The 17,071-nt window shown below is 69.4% G+C and carries 16 protein-coding genes, 1 tRNA gene and 1 pseudogene; 10 read left to right on the plus strand and 8 right to left on the minus strand.

Annotated features, from left to right (window positions below; all coding sequences use genetic code 11):
- Positions 1-166 precede the first annotated feature (166 nt).
- On the plus strand, positions 167-376 hold the full coding sequence (locus ACX28W_RS17830; RefSeq protein WP_458999954.1) for a helix-turn-helix domain-containing protein: 210 nt from the start codon (positions 167-169) through the stop codon (positions 374-376).
- A gap of 74 nt (positions 377-450) precedes the next feature.
- On the plus strand, positions 451-1,656 hold the full coding sequence (locus tag ACX28W_RS17835) for a site-specific integrase (protein ID WP_458999955.1): 1,206 nt from the start codon (positions 451-453) through the stop codon (positions 1,654-1,656).
- A gap of 83 nt (positions 1,657-1,739) precedes the next feature.
- Here ACX28W_RS17835 and ACX28W_RS17840 read toward each other — a convergent pair.
- The 3 genes and pseudogenes from ACX28W_RS17840 to ACX28W_RS17850 form a co-directional block, all read right to left on the minus strand.
- Positions 1,740-1,813 (minus strand) — tRNA-Pro (locus ACX28W_RS17840).
- A 34-nt stretch (positions 1,814-1,847) separates the two neighbouring features.
- Positions 1,848-2,643 (minus strand): annotated as a pseudogene (locus tag ACX28W_RS17845) (Pr6Pr family membrane protein).
- 318 nt (positions 2,644-2,961) lie between these two features.
- Positions 2,962-3,888 carry a metallophosphoesterase gene (locus ACX28W_RS17850; RefSeq protein ID WP_458999956.1) on the minus strand — a complete coding sequence of 309 codons (927 nt, stop codon included), beginning with the start codon at positions 3,886-3,888 and terminating at the stop codon, positions 2,962-2,964.
- 123 nt (positions 3,889-4,011) lie between these two features.
- Between ACX28W_RS17850 and ACX28W_RS17855 the strand changes: the two genes are divergently transcribed.
- Positions 4,012-4,476 (plus strand): GatB/YqeY domain-containing protein, encoded by a 465-nt coding sequence (locus ACX28W_RS17855; RefSeq protein ID WP_458999957.1) that lies wholly within the window; start codon positions 4,012-4,014, stop codon positions 4,474-4,476.
- A 163-nt stretch (positions 4,477-4,639) separates the two neighbouring features.
- Here the strand turns inward: ACX28W_RS17855 and ACX28W_RS17860 are convergent, their stop codons facing one another.
- A complete protein-coding gene (locus ACX28W_RS17860) occupies positions 4,640-6,940 on the minus strand; it encodes a transglycosylase domain-containing protein (protein WP_458999958.1) in 2,301 nt (766 codons plus the stop codon).
- Positions 6,941-7,359: 419 nt separating this feature from the next.
- Between ACX28W_RS17860 and ACX28W_RS17865 the strand changes: the two genes are divergently transcribed.
- Positions 7,360-7,698: a WhiB family transcriptional regulator gene (locus ACX28W_RS17865; protein WP_362075244.1), complete on the plus strand. Its 339-nt coding sequence runs from the start codon at positions 7,360-7,362 to the stop codon at positions 7,696-7,698.
- Positions 7,699-8,010: 312 nt separating this feature from the next.
- Here the strand turns inward: ACX28W_RS17865 and ACX28W_RS17870 are convergent, their stop codons facing one another.
- Together ACX28W_RS17870 and ACX28W_RS17875 are read right to left on the minus strand one after the other, a co-directional pair.
- Complete coding sequence (locus ACX28W_RS17870) at positions 8,011-9,576, minus strand: ArsA family ATPase (RefSeq protein WP_458999959.1); 1,566 nt, start codon at positions 9,574-9,576, stop codon at positions 8,011-8,013.
- Positions 9,573-10,550, minus strand: coding sequence for an ArsA family ATPase (locus ACX28W_RS17875; protein ID WP_458999960.1), 978 nt, complete (start codon positions 10,548-10,550; stop codon positions 9,573-9,575). The genes ACX28W_RS17870 and ACX28W_RS17875 overlap by 4 nt, the downstream gene beginning before the upstream one ends.
- A 95-nt stretch (positions 10,551-10,645) precedes the next feature.
- Between ACX28W_RS17875 and ACX28W_RS17880 the strand changes: the two genes are divergently transcribed.
- From ACX28W_RS17880 to ACX28W_RS17895, 4 genes are all read left to right on the plus strand, one after another.
- A complete protein-coding gene (locus tag ACX28W_RS17880) occupies positions 10,646-10,807 on the plus strand; it encodes a DUF4177 domain-containing protein (protein WP_075033571.1) in 162 nt (53 codons plus the stop codon).
- Positions 10,804-11,274, plus strand: coding sequence for a RidA family protein (locus tag ACX28W_RS17885; protein WP_458999961.1), 471 nt, complete (start codon positions 10,804-10,806; stop codon positions 11,272-11,274). Before ACX28W_RS17880 ends, ACX28W_RS17885 begins: the two co-directional genes overlap by 4 nt.
- 269 nt (positions 11,275-11,543) lie before the next feature.
- Entirely contained in the window at positions 11,544-12,413 is an 870-nt protein-coding gene (locus ACX28W_RS17890; protein WP_458999962.1) for an NUDIX hydrolase, read from the plus strand.
- Entirely contained in the window at positions 12,410-13,240 is an 831-nt protein-coding gene (locus tag ACX28W_RS17895; protein ID WP_458999963.1) for an MBL fold metallo-hydrolase, read from the plus strand. Before ACX28W_RS17890 ends, ACX28W_RS17895 begins: the two co-directional genes overlap by 4 nt.
- An 18-nt stretch (positions 13,241-13,258) precedes the next feature.
- On the opposite strand, the gene ACX28W_RS17900 is transcribed toward ACX28W_RS17895, so the two are convergent.
- Positions 13,259-14,068: a nucleotidyltransferase domain-containing protein gene (locus tag ACX28W_RS17900; RefSeq protein WP_458999964.1), complete on the minus strand. Its 810-nt coding sequence runs from the start codon at positions 14,066-14,068 to the stop codon at positions 13,259-13,261.
- A 240-nt stretch (positions 14,069-14,308) separates the two neighbouring features.
- A complete protein-coding gene (locus ACX28W_RS17905; RefSeq protein WP_016642758.1) occupies positions 14,309-14,983 on the minus strand; it encodes a Crp/Fnr family transcriptional regulator in 675 nt (224 codons plus the stop codon).
- A 276-nt stretch (positions 14,984-15,259) separates the two neighbouring features.
- On the opposite strand from ACX28W_RS17905, the gene nth reads away from it, so the two are divergent.
- Together nth and ACX28W_RS17915 are read left to right on the plus strand one after the other, a co-directional pair.
- Entirely contained in the window at positions 15,260-16,294 is a 1,035-nt protein-coding gene (gene nth, locus ACX28W_RS17910) for an endonuclease III (protein ID WP_458999965.1), read from the plus strand.
- Between the two features lie 52 nt (positions 16,295-16,346).
- Positions 16,347-17,051, plus strand: coding sequence for an NUDIX hydrolase (locus ACX28W_RS17915; protein ID WP_458999966.1), 705 nt, complete (start codon positions 16,347-16,349; stop codon positions 17,049-17,051).
- Positions 17,052-17,071: the final 20 nt, after the last annotated feature.

Genomic DNA, 17,071 nt, shown 5'->3' on the forward strand with positions numbered 1-17,071 from the left:
TGTAGCGGCTACGCCCCGCACCCCGCGAACGGCCGTAGCCGCTACATCCGAGCTATCCGCTACACAAAACACGCCGCTGACCTGCGATGTAGCGGCGTAGCGGATGTAGCGGACCTGACGGGAGGGGGCTGAGCCCCCCGACTCCCCGCCGAGGAGGCATCACCGGATGAGCACCGCCATTGCCCCTGCTGAACAACTCCTCTACAGGCCCGAAGAGGCCGCGCAGGCTCTCAGGATCGGCCGCTCGATGGTCTACGAGGAGATCCGCCTAGGACGACTTCAGACCGTCCGCATCGGTCGTCGTCGACTTGTGCCGCCGGAGTACATCGAGCAGTACGTCGAACTCCTCAAGCGCGAGGCAGAAGCCACCGCCTGAACTCCCCAACCACCCATCGCAACAGGGCCGCGCCCCTCAGGGCGCGGCCTTGTCCTATGGAGGCGCAACGCAGCATGACCGAGACCCCGAAGCGCGCCCAAAAGGCTGGCCACGGTGCGGACACGATCTATTGGGACCCCGTCAAGAAGAGCTACGTGGGGGCCGTCTCCCTGGGGCACGCTCCGAATGGCAAACGCCGTCGACCGAAGGTGTACGGCAAGACGAAGACCGAAGTCCGCAACAAGATCCGGGACTTGAAGAAAGAGATGCAGACCGGCGTCAAAGCGCCGGCCAACTACACCGTGGCCGACGCGGTGAACGACTGGTTGGAGCGCGGGCTTAAGGGGCGCGACGAGAAGGGCACCATCGGCAAGAACCGCTCGATGGCGAACAAGCACCTGATCCCGTTCATTGGCAAGGCCAAGCTGAAGGAACTCAGCGCGGACGACATCGACGACTGGTTGGACGACAGGGCCGAATTCCTCGCGACGCGAAGCCTGCGTGACCTGCTCGCCATCCTGCGCCGTTCCATCGCGCACGCTCAGCGCCGGGACAAGGCAGCGCGCAACGTGGCCCTTCTCGTCACCGCACCGGAGGGGCGCCCCGGTCGACCGAGCAAGGCACTGAACTTGGAGGAGGCGAAAGCCGTACTCATTGCCGCACGACCGTCACGGCTGTACGCCTACCTCGTGCTCTCACTCCTCAGCGGCGTTCGTACGGAAGAGGCGCGCCCCCTCACCTGGGATCACGTTTTCCTGGAGACGAAGGGCGACGTCCCGTCGCACGTTGCCGTGTGGCGCTCGGTGCGCAAGCACGGCGAGACTAAGACCAGGAAGAGCCGCCGGACTATCGCTCTGCCGAAACAGGTGGTCGACGTGCTCGAAGAGCACCTGAGATGGCAGCAGCAGGAGCGCAAATCCAGCGGGAAGGAGTGGAGCCCCACCGGCCGTGTCTTCACGACCCGGAGCGGCGAGCCGCTTGACGCGGCCAACGTTCGGCGCGACTTCAAGGCCATCGTGAAGAAGGCAGGGCTGAAGCCGGAGTGGACACCGCGGGAGCTGCGGCACAGCTTCGTGTCCCTGCTCTCGGATCACGGCATCCCGTTGGAGCGGATCGCGCTGTTGGTCGGTCACAGCAGCCAGACGACGACAGAAGCGGTCTACCGCAAGCAGCTCCGCCCCGTGATCACACAGGGGGCTGAAGCGATGGATGAGATCTTCGCCGAAGATCAGGAAGGGTCGGTCACGGAGGACCAGAGCGAGGGCGACGCGGTGGCCTGACTCAATTCGTTTGGCCCCCTGTTTGGCCCCCCGGACATGAAAGAGGCCCATTCGCGATCAAGCGAATGGGCCTCTGACCAGCGTCGGGGTGGCGGGATTTGAACCCACGACCTCTTCGTCCCGAACGAAGCGCGCTGCCAAGCTGCGCTACACCCCGATTGTCGCTGCTTGTCGCGGCGACGTCGTTTACTTTAGCCCACTGGTGGCCGGAGACGAAATCCGGTTTTCGGGGCGTCGGCCGCGGCGGCGGAGTGGGTCGGGGCGGAGGTGATCGAGGGCGACGACGAGGAGGCAGAGGGCGTAGAAGGTGACACCGAGGATCGCGGCGTTGCCGAGGATGCCGATGTAGCCGTGCTGGTCCACGTCCACGAAGGGGTAGAGGTAGCGCTCCGGGGTGCCCGTGGACAGAATTGCGCCGCGGGTGAGGGAGAAGGCCAGGTAGGCGAGGGGATAGAAGAGCCACGTCGTCGCGTGCCGGAACGCCAGCCGGCCCGGGCTGGTCAGCAGGAGCCAGTCGACCATGACGGCGATAGGCGTCACGGTGTGCAGGATGTGGTTCGACACCGCCTTCCAGCCCGTGAAGGTGGCGATGTCCCCGGTCATGGAGAAGGGGCTGGACAGGTCCGCAAGGATCAGGTGGTACACCAGGCCCGTGATCGAGATGTAGAGGAGAGTGCCGCCCGTCAGTACGGGGGGTAGCGGGCGTCGGGCCGTCCATGCCCGGCGGGCCGACGCGGCGAAGACCACCGCTACCAGCAGGTTGCTCTGGATGGTGAAGTAGCTGAGCACGCGCGGCGGGCTGCCCAGCAGCAGGTCGATGACCACGCCCGTCGCGGCGACGAGGGCTACCAGGATGCGGAAGACCGCCGCCAGTCGGCGACGCGCGGGGGCCACCACCGCTGTCGCCGGGACGATGGAGGGGGGCAGAGCCGGGATGCCCGGGATCGCGGGCAGGCCGGGTATGTCCTTGGGTATCGGGGCGATCATGCCCTCACGCTAAGCGGGGCGGGCGAATCGGGCGATATGGGTCGTCTGGGCGAGTTACGGCGGTGCCGTGCAGTGCCGACACCGCTCTGTGCGGACGCCGCTCCGTGCGGACGCCGCTCCGTACCGACACCGCGCAGCGCCCAGCTGCGCAGAGCGTCCGCCGAACTGTGCCGAGAGCTCGCCGCCCCGCGCCGAGACTCCGCCGCGCCCTCCGTCTCGTACCGCCGCGCCGACGTCGGCCCGGGCCGTCGCTCCCGTCCCCGGTCTGCCAGGGGCGGCCGGTGACCGCCCCGTCGACCTCCCCGACCGGCCGGCCGACTACTGCCGGCTCACCAGCGTCAGCAGCGAGGCCTCCGGCGGGCACGCGAACCGTACCGGCGTGTAGCGGTTCGTGCCGCAGCCCGCCGAGACGTGCAGGTACGACGTCCGCCCCTCCGCCGTATGGGTGGACAGGCCCTTCACGCGGTCCGTGTCCAGGTCGCAGTTGGTGACGAAGGCGCCGTAGAAGGGCAGGCAGAGCTGGCCGCCGTGAGTGTGGCCGGCCAGGATCAAGGGGTAGCCGTCCGCCGTGAACGCGTCGAGGGTGCGCAGGTACGGGGCGTGAACGACGCCGAGCGAGAAGTCGGCCGAGTCCGACGGGCCGCCGGCCACGCGCGCATAACGGTCCCGCCTGATGTGCGGGTCGTCGAGGCCGGTCAGCTCGATCTCGGCGCCTTCTATCTTCAGCGTCCCCCGCGTGTTGGTCAGATTCAGCCAGCCCGCCGTGTCGAAGCCTTCACGCAGGTCCTCCCACGGGTTGTGGACGGCGTCCACGACCGGCTTGTTGCCGTTCAGCCCGTGGCGGCCCTGGGTCTTCTCCACCAAGTACCGGGCGGGGTTGCGGAGTTTGGGGCCGTAGTAGTCGTTCGAACCGAAGACGTACGCACCCGGGAACTCCATCAAGGGACCGAGGGCGTCCAGGACTTCGGGGACGCCCTCCGGGTCGGAGAGGTTGTCCCCGGTGTTGATGACGAAGTCGGGGCGCAGTCCGGCCAGGGAGCGCAGCCAGCGCTGCTTCTTGCGCTGGCCGCTCACCATGTGAATGTCGGAGACCTGGAGGACACGGAGCGGTCGCATGCCCGGTGGCAGGACCGGGACCGTCACCCGCCGGAGGCGGAAGGAACGGGCCTCGAACCCCGCCGCGTACAACAGTCCGGCGGCGCCCACCGCCGTGATTCCCAGGGGTACTCCGTATAGCGCGCGCATACGACCATCGTGTCAGACCCCGCGTCCCCCGCGTCCCCCCTGTGGACAACCTCGGGCGCGCGCGGGCAGCGCGCGTCGAAATCAGCAGGCGACCGGCTCACCACACCTGCGACAATCGACGACATGACCACGCTCAAGTCGAAGCTGCAGGAAGACCTCAACGCCGCCATCAAGGAGCGCGACGAGCTCCGCTCCTCGACGCTCCGGCTGACCCTCTCCGCGATCACCAATGAGGAGGTCGCGGGCAAGACGAAGCGCGAGCTCTCCGACGACGAAGTACAGAAGGTGATCACCCGCGAGGCGAAGAAGCGCCGTGAGGCCGCGGACGCCTTCGCGAAGGGCGGCCGCGCCGAGTCGGCCGAGCGGGAGAAGGCGGAGGGCGAGATCCTCGCCGCCTATCTTCCCAAGCAGCTGTCCGACGAGGAGCTTCAGCAGATCGTCGCGCAGGCCGTCGAGGAGGCCAGGGCGGCGGGCGCCGAGGGGCCGCGTGCCATGGGCCAGGTCATGAAGATCGTGAACCCCAAGGTCGCGGGGCAGGCCGAGGGCGGCCGCGTCGCCGCGTTGGTCAAGCAGCTGCTCGCGGGCTGATCCAGCGCCGGGAGGTTCTCGGCCAGGGGTTCACCGCCCCGACGCGGGGCACCTCTCACAGGCCGGGCCCGGGCCCGTAGGTCTGATCGGCGTGACCGGGAGGGCTTGGCCAGTGAGGCCAGGCCCTCCCGGTCGTGGAGTTACAGGGTTACGGGGTCACCCGTTACTCGTTACGACCCCCCGTGCCGTTCTGCCCTTGAATGAAGCCCTCGGGAATCGAGAAGGAAGGCGTCGGGATCGTGCCGCCGCCGGTCTGGCCGCCGTCGGTGCCACCGGTGGTGAGTCCGCTGATGGTGTTCCCGAAGGTCGTGTTCCCGTTCCCGCCCCCGTTCCCATTGTTGCCGCCGCCGTTGTTGCCGTCGCCCCGGCCCTTGTCCTTGTCCTTGTCCTTCTCGACATCGGGAATGCTGACGAGATTGAAGGACGGGGACTCCTTGCCCGCGAGGGCGCCGGTCATGGCGTCCTTCCAGATGGGGCCCGGCACCTGGCCGCCGTAGACCTCGGCGTGGTAGACGCCGCCGATCTGGATGTTCACCATCTTGACGTCCTGCTTGGGGCTGCCGACCCAGACCGCACCCGACAGGTTCGGCGTGTAGCCGACGAACCAGGCGTTCCTGCGCTCGTCCGTCGTACCCGTCTTACCGGCGTTGGCGCGGTCCGTCAGACCGGCCTGCTGACCCGTACCGGAGTCGATCACACCACTCAGCAGGGTGTTGATGCTGTCGGCGGTCTTCTCCGACATCGCGCGCGAGCACGTCGACTTCGGCACCTCGAGCGACTTCTGCTTGCCGTCGACCTGCTGGGTGATCGACTCGATGGCGATCGGCGTGCAGTACATGCCCCGGCTGGCGAAGGTGGCGTACGCGCTCGCCATGGTCAGCGGGGAGATGCCCTTGGAACCGAGGGTGATGGCGGGCACCTCGGGCAGCTTGTCGCCGTTGCCCTGAACGACGTGCAGCTTGTCGGTCAGGTTCACCACCGGGCAGATGCCGATGTCCGAGATCATCTGCACGAAGTAGGTGTTGACCGACAGGGCCATCGCCTCCTTCAGCGGGTAAGGACCCTTTTCCGAGGTGCTCTCGTTCGACAGCGTCTCGTTGCCCTGGTTGGTCCAGGGAGCGCTGCCGCACGTCTGTACGGGGCTGGGGTAGGACATCTTGTACGGCGCCGAGTACTGCTGTGTCACCGGGCGCCCCTCCTCCAGCGCGGCCGCGGCCACGAACGGCTTGAACGTCGAACCGGTCGGGAAGCCGTAGTTCGAGCCGCCCATGTCACGGTCGACCGAGTAGTTGTACTCGGTCTCGTTCTTCGCGTAGCCGTAGGGCTTCGACTGGCCCATGCCGACGATCTTCCCGGTGCCCGGCTCGACCAGCGTGGCCGCCGTGGCGACCGAGTCCGACTTGTTGACGTGGCTCTTGATCGAGGCCTGCACCGAGTCCTGCGCCTGCGGGTCGAGCGTCGTCCGGATGGTCAGGCCGCCCCGGTTCCAGATCTTCGCCCGGTCCTCCTTGGTCTTGCCGAAGACCGGGTCGCTCAGGAAGACCTTCTCCACGTACTTGCAGAAGAAGCTCGCGCCCTTGACCGCCGTGATGCAGCCGTTCTTCGGCTGGCTGACCTTGAGGCCGAGCTTCGTCTCCTTGGCCTCGTCGGCGTCCCGCTGGGAGATGTCGTTCACGTCGGCCATGCGCTGCAGCACGGTGTTGCGGCGCTTGGTGGCCTCCGCCTCGTCGTTGACCGGGTCGTACCGGCTGGGCGACTGGACGATGCCCGCGAGCAGCGCCGACTCCTGGAGGTTCAGGTCCTTGGCGGACTTGGAGAAGTAGCGCTGGGCGGCGGCCTCGATGCCGTACGCCTGCTCACCGAAGAACGTGATGTTCAGGTAGTTCTCGAGGATCTTCTTCTTGCCGAGCTTCTCCTCGAGCTGGATCGCGTACTTGAGCTCGCGGATCTTGCGGCCGAGGGTCTGCTGGGTGGCCTGGGCGACCTTCGTCGGGTCGTCGCCGGCCTCCTCGACGAAGTAGTTCTTCACCAGCTGCTGGGTGAGCGTGGAGGCCCCCTGGGCCACTCCGCCGTTCTGCGCGTTCTGGTTCAGGGCGCGCAGGATGCCCTTCAGGTCGACCGCGCCGTGCTGGTAGAAGCGCGAGTCCTCGATCGCGACGATCGCCTTCTGCATGTACGGCGAGATGTCCTTGAGGTCGACCACCGTGCGGTCGCGCGAGTAGACCGTCGCGATCTGGCCGCCCTCGCTGTCCAGGATCGTCGTGCGCTGACTGAGCGCCGGACTCTTCAAGTTGTCGGGAATCTCGTCGAATCCCTGGACCGATCCCTTGGCCGCGAGGCCGAGCGCGCCCGCGGCGGGCAGCGCGATTCCGGCCGCCACGGCTCCCGCGAGCACACTGACACCGAGGAACTTGGCGGCTTGCTGCGTTGCCGACAGACCCCCACCCGAGCGCTTCTTTGGCATGAGGGCAGCCTACGTTCTCATTCGCCGGACACGCGTATAGGCCTTGGCCTAAGCTGCTCTCAACTGTCACAGCAGTATGGCCACGTATCAATACGTCCGGCGACCCCGAATCGTTCCGGAGGTCCCCCAACTTTTTTGTCGGGGGTTCGTTGAGGTCGTGTCCGAATCAGCCTCATGCGTCACCGGGCGTCCGTTGTGACTCAGCTGAACTGTCCCGCTTTGCCGGGATGGTTACGCATGTCCTCGGCTCACTCCCCCGGGTGATCTGTCGCTTACGCATAGTCCGTTCGGGCCATTCAAGATTGGGCCCGAAGGGGGTGTTGCGCTGTGCCCACCTTCCGTAACGTCCTCAACTGGCGGCGGTGAATATGCCGCTGCCGCCGTGGGGGAGCCTCGATTCGGGAGAGGACGGCGCCGGTATGGGCTGGGTAACCGACTGGAGTGCGCAGGCGGCCTGCCGCACTACCGATCCAGATGAACTGTTCGTTCAAGGAGCAGCGCAGAACAGGGCGAAGGCAGTGTGCACCGGATGTCCGGTACGCACGGAGTGCCTCGCCGATGCGCTCGACAATCGCGTCGAATTCGGCGTGTGGGGTGGCATGACGGAGCGGGAGCGCCGCGCACTGCTGCGCAGGCGTCCCACCGTCACCTCGTGGCGTCGCCTGCTGGAGACCGCGCGTATCGAGTACGAGCGCGGTGCGGGCTTGCTGCCCCTCGACGAGGAAGAGGTGTACGAGCGCTACGCGGCGGCGGGCTGAGGGCGTCCCCCTCGGGCCACCGGGTGGGACGGGGCGGTCACCCCCGGCCCCCCTCAGCCACGCATGGGCCGGCGCACGCATGGGCCGGCATGGGCCACGGCTCCGGGGCTCCGGCCGCGCATGGGTCCGCGAGGGTCATGGCCCGCGGCCCCGGTCGCATCGGCCTGCCCGGTGCCTGGCTGGTCACGTCGGCCTGCCTGGCCAAGGGCACGTCCGTGCCTCGGTTGTGTCCTCTTCGCCATGAGGCCGGTGCAGGGCCACCCCTGGGCGATCAGGCGATCGCGGCGTCAGCCAGGCCCTCGCGGCCTCGGCTCAGACGCCGGACTCGGGCAGCTCCGGCCGATTGGCCGCGAGCCGGTCCCCGATGTTCCGCAACCCCGCGAGGTCATGCACATCGCCGGGCAACGCGGCCACTTCGGCCACGGCCACCTCGGGGTGGAGCGAGGCGAAGCGGTCACGCGTGCGCTGCTCGCGGGAGAGCAACTGCATGCGCTCGGCGTGCAGTCTCAGCAGGCCTGCGGTGAGCTGTTCGACGGTCCGGCCGGTGTCGTCCGTGGCGGCGGCCCGGTCCCTGTCCTTGGTGTCGGTCCTGTCAGCGGCGGCGGGGGAGCCTTCGTCAGGATCGGATTCGGCACCGGATTCAGGGTCGGATCCAGCATCGGAGTCGGCATCGGAGTCGGCATCGGACTCGGGATCGGTTTCAGGACCAGAGTCAGGACCAGGGTCAGGAACTGGTGCTTCGGAAGCGAGAGATTCTGAACTGCCGTACGTGTCGGGAGAGTTACGAAGTCCAGCTTTCCCGCCCTCCTGATCGACAATGCGGGTGTCGTCAAGATTTTCTACGGTCGCGGAGTCAAGATCTTCCGCGGCGGCGAGTGCCCGCTCGGCCGACAGCTGGGCGGCGCCGCTGCCGTGCACCCGATTGAGCACCAGACCGGCGAACGGCATGTCCTCGGCGGCCAGCCGCTCCACGAAGTACGCGGCCTCGCGCAGCGCGTCCCGCTCCGGGGCCGCCACCACCAGGAAGGCCGTGCCGGGCGCCTGGAGCAGCTTGTACGTGGCGTCCGCGCGCGTACGGAACCCGCCGAAGGTCGTGTCCATCGCCGCCACGAATGTCTGGACGTCCTTGAGGAGTTGTCCGCCCAGCAACTTCCCCAGGGTGCCGGTCATCATCGACATCCCGACGTTCAGGAACTTCATCCCCGCGCGGCCGCCCAGCTTCGCCGGGGCCGTCAGAAGCCGGATCAGCCGTCCGTCGAGGAAGGAGCCGAGCCGCTTCGGCGCGTCCAGGAAGTCGAGCGCGGAGCGGGACGGCGGCGTGTCGACGACGATGAGGTCCCATTCGTCCCGCGCCCGCAGCTGCCCCAGCTTCTCCATCGCCATGTACTCCTGCGTGCCCGCGAAGCCCGCCGAAAGCGACTGGTAGAAGGGGTTGTTCAGGATCGCGGCCGCCCGCTCGCCGTCCGCGTGCGCCTCGACGATCTCGTCGAAGGTGCGCTTCATGTCGAGCATCATGGCGTGCAGCTCGCCGCCCGCGGAGTCGTCGACGCCCTTCACCCGGCGCGGGACGTTGTCCAGCGAGTCGATGCCCATGGACTGGGCGAGCCGGCGCGCCGGGTCGATGGTGAGTACGACCACCTTGCGGCCGCGCTCGGCGGCGCGCAGTCCCAGGGCCGCCGCCGTGGTGGTCTTGCCGACGCCACCCGAGCCGCAGCACACCACGATGCGGGTGTCCGGGTCGTCGAGCAGCGGGTCGACGTCCAGGATGCGGGCGGAGCCGATCGCGCGGGCCGGGTCGTGTCCGCGGGCGGGGTCGTGTGTGTGGGTGGAGCCCTGGGCGCGTTCGGAGCCCTGGGTGTGGGCCGGGTCCGGACTCATGAGATCCCTTGCTGACGCAGTTCCGTGGCCAGTTCGTACAGGCCCGCCAGGTCCATTCCCTCGGCGAGCAGGGGGAGTTCGTGCAACGGCAGGCCCTGCTCGGTCAGGACGGCACGCTGCTCGCGCTCCAGGGTGTGCCGCTCGGCGTACTCCTCGGCCTGCTCCATGAGGGGGCCGACGAGCCGCTCGGCGTTCCCTCCGCGGCGTGCGCCGCCGAGTCCGGCCGCGGAGAGCGACTTGGCGATGGCGCTGCGGGAGACGGCGCCGGTGAGCTCCAGGTCGGCGTCGTCGAGGAGCGCGGGCCGCGCCATGTTCACGATGATCCGCCCCACCGGCAGCGTCGCGGCCCGCAGCTCGGCGACGCCGTCCGCGGTCTCCTGGACGGGCATCTCCTCGAGCAGCGTCACCAAGTGCACCGCCGTCTCCGGGGACTTGAGAACGCGCATCACTGCCTGTGCCTGATTGTGTATCGGGCCGATCCTGGCGAGCCCCGCGACTTCGTCGTTGACGTTCAGGAAGCGGGTGATGCGCCCTGTGGGTGGCGCGTCCATGATCACGTAGTCGTAGGTGAACCGTCCGCTCTTGTCCTTCCTGCGTACGGCCTCACACGCCTTCCCCGTGAGGAGTACGTCCCTCAGGCCGGGCGCGACGGTGGTCGCGAAGTCGATGGCGCCGAGCTTCTTCAGGGCGCGGCCGGCGCCGCCCAGTTTGTAGAACATCTGGAGGTAGTCCAGAAGGGCCAGTTCGGGGTCTATGGCGAGGGCATACACCTCCCCGCCCCCTGGAGCGACGGCGATCTTCCGCTCCTCGTAGGGCAGCGCTTCTGTCTCGAAGAGCTGCGCGATGCCCTGTCTGCCCTCGACCTCGACGAGGAGAGTGCGCTTGCCCTCGGTGGCGAGGGCGAGCGCGAGGGCCGCGGCTACCGTGGTCTTGCCGGTACCGCCCTTGCCGCTGACGACCTGGAGCCTGCTCACGTCTTCGAGCCTAACCAGTCTGCCGCCGGACTACGCAGGAGGCTGTGGACAACGTATGCGCGAGGCCCCGGACGGCAACGGCTACAGTCGGCCGTATGACCAAGTGGGAATACGCAACCGTGCCTCTGCTCGTCCATGCCACGAAGCAGATTCTGGACACCTGGGGCGAGGACGGCTGGGAGCTCGTCCAGGTCGTGCCCGGGCCGAACAACCCCGAGCAGCTGGTGGCCTACCTGAAGCGCGAGAAGTCGGCATGAGTGGCGCCGTCGAGGCGAGGCTCGCGGAGCTGGGGCTGAGTCTGCCGGACGTCGTCCCGCCGCTGGCCGCGTACCAGCCGGCCGTGCAGTCCGGGGTGTACGTCTACACCGCCGGCCAGCTTCCGATGGTGGACGGCAAGCTTCCGGTCACCGGCAAGGTGGGCGGGGAGGTCACGGCCGAGGAGGCCAAGGAGCTGGCCCGCGTCTGCGCGTTGAACGCGCTCGCAGCCGTCAAGTCGGTGGCGGGCGACCTGGACCGTATCGCGCGGGTCGTGAAGGTCGTCGGCTTCGTGGCCTCCGCCGCGGACTTCACCGGGCAGCCCGGGGTCCTGAACGGTGCCAGTGAGCTGCTGGGCGAGGTCCTCGGCGACAAGGGCGTACACGCCCGTAGCGCGGTCGGCGTGGCGGTCCTCCCGCTGGACGCCCCGGTGGAGGTCGAACTCCAGGTGGAGCTGACGGAGGCGTAGGCGGGAGACGCCGGGTGTGGATTTCGTCCGCCCCCGCCGCCCCTACCTGTCCCATCCTTGGGGGCTCCGCCCCCCCAAACCCCGCCAGGCATCCCAGCCCGTCCGGCGTTTGAGGACGAGGCCGTCCAGGCCGAACGGGGGTCTGGGGGCGGAGCCCCCAGGTAGGGATGGGACGGGTAGGGGCGGCGGGGGCGAAGACCCCTGGCCCAGCCCCCCGTGATCCCCGACGGCCACTCGAACATTCGCCCGGCTCGGGATAGCCTCCCGCCATGGCAAATGGGCAGTGGTATCCACCGGAGTGGCCCGAAAGGATCCGCGCGCTCGCGGAGGGCACGCTGACACCGGTGCCCCCCAGGCGTGCGGCCACTGTCATGCTGCTCAAGGACACCGACGGCACCCCCGTGGTGCACATGCTGCGCAGACGCGCCTCCATGGCCTTCGCCGGAGGCGCGTACGCGTATCCGGGCGGCGGCGTGGACCCGCGCGACGACGACCACCAGATCCGCTGGGCGGGCCCCACGCGCGCGTGGTGGGCGCAACGGCTCGGCGTCGACGAGACGTCCGCTCAGGCCATCGTGTGCGCGGCGGTCCGGGAGACGTATGAGGAGGCCGGCGTTCTGCTCGCCGGCCCCACCCCCGACACCGTGGTCGGCGACACCACCGGCGACGACTGGGAGGCGGACCGCGCGGCACTGGTCGCCCGCGATCTCTCCTTCGCCGAGTTCCTCGACCGCAGGGGGCTCGTGCTCAGGTCCGACCTCCTGGGCGTCTGGACCCGCTGGATCACCCCGGAGTTCGAAACCCGCCGCTACGACACCTGGTTCTTCGTGGCCGCCCTCCCGGAGGGCCAGCGCACCCGCAACGCCTCCACGGAGGCCGACCGCACCGTCTGGATCCGCCCCGCGGACGCGGCCGACGGGTACGACAAGGGCGAGCTCCTGATGATGCCGCCCACCATCGCGACGCTGCGCCAGCTCGTCCCGTACGACAGTCCCGCCGACGTCCTCGCCGCCGCGCCCGCCCGCGACCTGACCCCCGTCCTGGCCAAGGCCCGCCTGGAGAACGACGAAGTGATCCTCGCCTGGCCCGGACACGACGAGTTCACCAAGCACATCCCGACCGGTGGAGCCCCCGCATGACCGACGCCGCCGCCCTCCCCGGCCAGCCGCGCGGCGAGGTCCGCTCCGGCCCCGCCACCGCGCGTGCCGTCAACGTCCTCGCCCCCAACGCGTCCGCGATGACCCTGGACGGCACCAACACCTGGATAGTCGCGGAGCCGGACTCCGAGCTCGCGGTGGTGATCGACCCCGGGCCCCTGGACGACGTACATCTGCGCCATGTCGTGGACACCGCGGAGAAGTCGGGGAAGCGGGTCGCGCTGACCCTGCTGACGCACGGGCATCCCGATCACGCCGAGGGCGCCGCGCGGTTCGCGGAGCTGACGGGGACGAAGGTGCGGGCGCTGGACCCGGCGCTGAGGCTCGGGGACGAGGGGCTGGCGCACGGGGACGTCATCACCGTCGGCGGCCTCGAGCTGCGCGTCGTACCGACCCCCGGCCACACCGGCGACTCGCTGTGCTTCCATCTCCCGGCCGATCGGGCCGTCCTGACGGGTGACACCATCCTCGGCCGTGGCACGACCGTGGTGGCCCATCCCGACGGCCGCCTGGGCGATTATCTCGACTCGCTGCGGCGGCTGCGCTCGCTGACGGTCGACGACGGTGTCCACACGGTCCTTCCGGGGCACGGGCCCGTCCTCGAGGACGCCCAGGGCGCCGTCGAGTTCTACCTCGCCCACCGCGCCCACCGCCTCGCCCAGGTCGAGACGGCCGTCGAGAACGGCTACCGGTTGCCGACCGAAGTCGTCGCGTACGTGTACGCGGACGTGGACCGTTCGCTGTGGCCCGCGGCGGAACTCTCCGTCCGGGCCCAGATGGACTACCTGCGCGAGCACGGCCTCATCTGATCCGGATCTGATCCGGATTCAGTCCGGCCGCGGAGCCTTGACGCCGTGCACGCGCGCGTACTCGTCGGCCAGCCACGGTCCGAGGTCGTCGACGTACGACCGCAGGACGGCGGGGTCGCCGCTCGGCTCGTGACCGAGGGCGGCCGCCTCCCGCAGGGGGGCGGCCCGCTCCGGGTAGTACGCGCCGAATGCCTCAGCCATCTCCTTCAGGTCGCTGGTCCAGCCGTTCCATCGGGGCATGACCAGCGTGAAGCCGGTCCGGACGAGATGGCGTGACATGAAGCGGACCAGCGGGCGCCGGGCCTCCTCGGTGTCGGCGGCCAGATCGATCCGCTCGCGCCAGCGCGGCAGGAGCAGGGCGAGGTCGCCGTTCGTCTCGCGGGCGAGGCGGGAGTCGGGGCGGTAGCGGGGCAGGTCCTCGGCCAGGTCCTCGCCCAGGAGGGGCGTACAGAGGCAGGCGACGAACCAGCCGAGGTCGTACGTCTCCAGGTCGCTCAGCAGCCGCCCACGGCTGAACAGCAGCGTCCCGGCACCGTCGATCTGCGCGAAATCCTTGTCGAGCGCCTCGTCGAGCGCCCGCGCGGCCGCCCGGTCCGCCTCGGTGGGCTCCTCGCGCAGGGCGAGCAGCAGATCGAGATCGGAGCGGCCCACGCGCGCGGTGCCACGCGGAATCGACCCGTAGAGGTACGCGCTCGTCATCCGCGCCCCGAAGACGTCCAGCAGCCGGTCGCGGGCCGTGGCGACCACCGGCCGGAACTCCCGCGGGATCAGTCCGAGGGAGCCCTCGCGCGCGATGTATCCCTGGCCGTCGAGCCCCTTGTTGTGCATGAGACCACTGTGCAACGGCGGGCGGCAGGGGCTCATGACATTTCCCGTGTCAGGACCCGCTCGGCTGCTCCGCGTTCTCGCTCACTGCGTGGAGGGTGGGGAGCACCCTGGCCGCGCCGCGTCCCACGTCCTGCGACACGCGACGGGCCCCGCCGTTCGGCAGGGCCCTTCACTACGGCGATGTACCAGCAGGCCGCCGAGGTACCACGGGATGTCCTCCGAAGAGGTGAAGATGTTCGGTCAGCGCGAGCGCTTCGCGAGTCGCTCCACGTCCAGCAGGATCACCGCGCGGGCCTCCAGGCGCAGCCAGCCGCGGCCCGCGAAGTCGGCGAGCGCCTTGTTGACCGTCTCGCGGGACGCGCCGACCAGCTGGGCCAGCTCCTCCTGCGTCAGGTCGTGCACGACGTGGATGCCCTCCTCCGACTGCACGCCGAAGCGGCGGGAGAGGTCCAGGAGCGCGCGGGCCACGCGGCCGGGCACGTCCGAGAAGACCAGGTCGGACATCTGGTCGTTGGTCTTGCGCAGGCGCCGGGCGACGGCGCGCAGCAGGGCGGCGGCGACCTCGGGCCGCGCGTTCAGCCAGGGCTGGAGGTCGCCGTGGCCGAGGCCGAGCAGCTTGACCTCGGTCAGCGCGCTGGCCGTGGCCGTGCGCGGACCCGGGTCGAACAGCGACAGCTCGCCGATGAGCTCACCGGGGCCCAGGACGGCGAGCATGTTCTCGCGGCCGTCGGGGGAGGTGCGATGGAGCTTCACCTTGCCCTCGGTGACCACGTAGAGGCGGTCGCCGGGGTCGCCCTCGTGGAAGAGAGCGTCGCCGCGTGCGAGCGTCACCTCACTCATGGAGGCGCGGAGCTCCGCGGCCTGCTCGTCATCGAGCGCCGCGAAGAGCGGGGCGCGCCGCAGAACGTCGTCCACGAGTTCTCTCCTTGTCGACCTGCTCAGGGGATCTTGCTCCCCGGTGCTACCAGGGGACCGTGCTCCCCATCTTGCCGGACGGTCCAAACAGTGTGATCAGTCACAAGTCTGCCGCACCGGCGTCCCGGGCAGTGCGGCAGGGGGCCAATTGGGGGCTGATCTTCTGGGTCCAGGGCGGATGTCGGTGCTGGGCTTTAGGCTGGCCGGGTGTCCAAATCACCGGTGAGAGCACAGGCCAAGGGGGCTGGGCGGGTGGTTGTACGTAAGGATTCCGCTGTGGGCGAACAGGCCTCCGGCGGAAGCGGGAAAGCGACAAAAGCGACAAAAGCGAGGCCGGTGGAGGTGGCGGCGAAGAAGTCCGCCAAAAAGGCGACAGCCGCGACCAAAAGGGCGTCAGACGCGGAGACTGTCGGCAAGAAGCCGCCCGCGAAGGCCGTCGCCAAGAAGTCGGCCGCGAAGGCCGTCGCCAAGAAGTCGGCCGCGAAGGCTGCCGCCAAGAAGCCGCTCACGGCAGCCGTTGCCAAGAAGCCGCCCAAGACCGAGTCCCACACCGCCCTCGTCCGCCGCGCCCGCCGTATCAACCGCGAACTCGGCGAGGTGTACCCGTACGCCCACCCGGAGCTGGACTTCGAGAACCCCTTCCAGTTGGTGGTCGCCACCGTCCTGTCGGCCCAGACGACCGACCTGCGGGTGAACCAGACGACGCCGGCGCTCTTCGCCAAGTACCCCACCCCCGAGGACCTCGCCGCCGCGAACCCGGAGGAGGTCGAGGAGATCCTGCGCCCGACCGGGTTCTTCCGGGCCAAGGCCAAGTCGGTGATAGGGCTTTCCAAGACCCTGGTGGACGATTTCGGGGGCGAGGTCCCCGGCCGCCTCGAAGACCTCGTCAAGCTGCCAGGGGTGGGCCGTAAGACCGCCTTCGTGGTGCTCGGCAACGCCTTCGGGCGACCCGGACTCACCGTGGACACCCACTTCCAGCGGCTCGTGCGCCGCTGGCAGTGGACCGACGCGACCGACCCGGACAAGATCGAGGCGGCCGTCGGCGCGCTCTTCCCGAAGAGCGAGTGGACGATGCTGTCCCACCACGTGATCTTCCACGGCCGCCGCATCTGCCACGCCCGCAAGCCCGCGTGCGGCGCCTGCCCCATCGCCCCGCTCTGCCCGGCGTACGGGGAGGGCGAGACGGACCCCGAGAAGGCCAGGAAGCTGCTGAAGTACGAGAAGGGCGGATTCCCCGGCCAGCGCCTCAACCCCCCGCAGGCCTACCTGGACGCGGGCGGCATCCCGGCACCCCCACTGGGCGCCGGATGACGGAACGAACACGGCGCCGCCCGGCGTTGGAAACAGCAGAACGGGGGTGGCGATGACGCACGCGAGCCATACGGGCAACGCGCACGACGGTCAGGTGCAGGTGAGCAAGGACGGCCTGCCCCCCTGGCTCACCCCGGTGGTGCGCGCCGTGGAGACGGTGGAGCCGCTCCAGCTGAGCCGCTTCCTGCCGCCGACGAACGGCGCGGGGCGGCAGTCCGCCGTCCTCATCCTCTTCGGCGAGGGCGCCCGAGGCCCCGAGCTGCTGCTGATGGAGCGCGCCAGCTCGCTGCGCTCGCACGCCGGGCAGCCTTCCTTCCCCGGTGGTGCCCTCGACCCCGAGGACGGCGACCCGAAGGCCGACGGGCCGCTGCGGGCCGCGCTTCGTGAGGCCGAGGAGGAGACCGGCCTCGACCCTCGTGGCGTCCAGCTCTTCGGCGTGCTGCCCAAGCTGTACATCCCGGTGAGCGGCTTCGTGGTCACCCCGGTCATGGGCTGGTGGCGCGAGCCGACCCCGGTCGGCGTGGTCGATCCGGCCGAGACGGCCCGCGTCTTCACGGTCCCCGTGGCGGATCTCACGGACCCCGCCCACCGCGCGACGACCGTGCACCCCAGCGGCCACCGAGGTCCGGCATTCCTGGTCGAATCGGCCCTGGTGTGGGGCTTCACCGCGGGGATCATCGACCGATTGCTGCACTACGCGGGCTGGGAGCTGCCCTGGGACCGTGAGAAGCAGGTCCCGCTCGACTGGCGCGCATGACAGGGTGGCCCCCGTGCTGT

The organism is Streptomyces sp. SD15 (assembly GCF_054462255.1).

Excerpts from the sequence above, each read along its gene's own strand:
- ACX28W_RS17880 (WP_075033571.1), top strand. The coding sequence starts at position 10,646 with ATGACCAAGTGGGAATACGCAACCGTGCCTCTGCTCGTCCATGCCACG.
- ACX28W_RS17830 (WP_458999954.1), top strand. The coding sequence starts at position 167 with ATGAGCACCGCCATTGCCCCTGCTGAACAACTCCTCTACAGGCCCGAA.
- ACX28W_RS17870 (WP_458999959.1), bottom strand. The coding sequence starts at position 9,576 with ATGAGTCCGGACCCGGCCCACACCCAGGGCTCCGAACGCGCCCAGGGC.
- ACX28W_RS17865 (WP_362075244.1), top strand. The coding sequence starts at position 7,360 with ATGGGCTGGGTAACCGACTGGAGTGCGCAGGCGGCCTGCCGCACTACC.
- ACX28W_RS17890 (WP_458999962.1), top strand. The coding sequence starts at position 11,544 with ATGGCAAATGGGCAGTGGTATCCACCGGAGTGGCCCGAAAGGATCCGC.
- ACX28W_RS17835 (WP_458999955.1), top strand. The coding sequence starts at position 451 with ATGACCGAGACCCCGAAGCGCGCCCAAAAGGCTGGCCACGGTGCGGAC.
- ACX28W_RS17855 (WP_458999957.1), top strand. The coding sequence starts at position 4,012 with ATGACCACGCTCAAGTCGAAGCTGCAGGAAGACCTCAACGCCGCCATC.
- ACX28W_RS17850 (WP_458999956.1), bottom strand. The coding sequence starts at position 3,888 with ATGCGCGCGCTATACGGAGTACCCCTGGGAATCACGGCGGTGGGCGCC.
- ACX28W_RS17915 (WP_458999966.1), top strand. The coding sequence starts at position 16,347 with ATGACGCACGCGAGCCATACGGGCAACGCGCACGACGGTCAGGTGCAG.
- ACX28W_RS17885 (WP_458999961.1), top strand. The coding sequence starts at position 10,804 with ATGAGTGGCGCCGTCGAGGCGAGGCTCGCGGAGCTGGGGCTGAGTCTG.
- ACX28W_RS17895 (WP_458999963.1), top strand. The coding sequence starts at position 12,410 with ATGACCGACGCCGCCGCCCTCCCCGGCCAGCCGCGCGGCGAGGTCCGC.
- ACX28W_RS17900 (WP_458999964.1), bottom strand. The coding sequence starts at position 14,068 with ATGCACAACAAGGGGCTCGACGGCCAGGGATACATCGCGCGCGAGGGC.
- ACX28W_RS17860 (WP_458999958.1), bottom strand. The coding sequence starts at position 6,940 with ATGCCAAAGAAGCGCTCGGGTGGGGGTCTGTCGGCAACGCAGCAAGCC.